The following is a 1,118-nucleotide window of genomic DNA, read 5'->3' as shown; positions in this document are numbered from 1 at the left end:
TTTTTGATAAAAAGATTTACACTTGTTGCAATATCTGCTAATTCATCTTTACCTTTTACTGCTAAACGTTGTGTTAAATCACCATCTCCTGTACCTAAATCAGTAACTACACCTCGTAAAGCTTGGAGTGGTTTAAAAAGAAAATTAAGTAAAAAGTATACTCCAATAGATGTTATTAGTACAAACCCTAAACTAATAAGTAAAAGTTTTTTTGTTTGACTGTTAAGAGTTGCAAATGCTACATCTTTTTCTAATAACATTACAACTTTCCAACCAGTACTCTCAATTGTATCAAATAGCATAAGTTTATCTACGCCACCAATACTAAATTCTATCAATCCAGATTCTTGTGAAAATATCTTATCCTCTACCCATTTTAGCTTAGGACTTATTTTACCTAAAGAGCTATTAATAAACTTTGGATTTGGATGAAAAACAACTTGCCTATCTTGAGTAAGAAGAGCAGCATATCCTCCTTTTATCTTAGTTTCTAGTACTTTTTTACCAATACTTGTTAAATCAAGTACAAGGGCAGAAACACTTTCTCCTTCTATTGGAAAAGTAAGAGCTACAACTTTTGATTTTTTATCAAGTGGATTTGGGAATACCTTACTAATACTTGGTTTAAAATTATTTGCTTTTGCAGTTTTATAAACTATTCTACTCTCAAAAGTTTTAGCTGGAATATTAACTTTAGGATTAGGATGTATCACAGTTTCATTTTTAAAATAGATTAAAGCACTTCTTACTTTAGCCATTTTAGCCATTAATTGAGCATATTTTCTAACATTTTGTGGTGATGTATCATCTAATTTTTTTATCTCTTCAGACAAGCCTTTTAAAACATTTTGTTTTTCTTGTATCCAGTCATTAATCTCTGTTGAGAGGGAATGAGCTTTACCATTGAGTTTTTCATATACTTCATTTTGTGCTGTTTGTTTCATCATTCCATGATTAATACCTAAAAAAATACCAAATCCTAATATTGTACCTGCTAATATAGAAAAGGTGATCTTCTTTTGTAAATTCATTAAACGTCCTTTTTTAATAATTTATTTAAATTATATCACTATATACGTACTAATTCAATATGGTTCTTCTTACCCATTTTAATGCCA

Annotated in this window: 1 protein-coding gene; it reads right to left on the bottom strand. The window is 29.0% G+C overall.

The genetic code is table 11. From position 1 onward, the window contains the following. Positions 1-1,031: PDC sensor domain-containing protein (locus K354_RS0113650; RefSeq protein ID WP_024956024.1), on the bottom strand; the 1,031-nt coding region annotated here is incomplete at its 3' end. Positions 1,032-1,118: the final 87 nt, after the last annotated feature.

The organism is Sulfurospirillum arcachonense DSM 9755 (assembly GCF_000597725.1).
Classification (GTDB): domain Bacteria; phylum Campylobacterota; class Campylobacteria; order Campylobacterales; family Sulfurospirillaceae; genus Sulfurospirillum_A; species Sulfurospirillum_A arcachonense.
The sequence above is the reverse complement of the archived record's forward strand: the minus strand, read 5'-3'. Positions and strand labels throughout refer to the sequence as shown.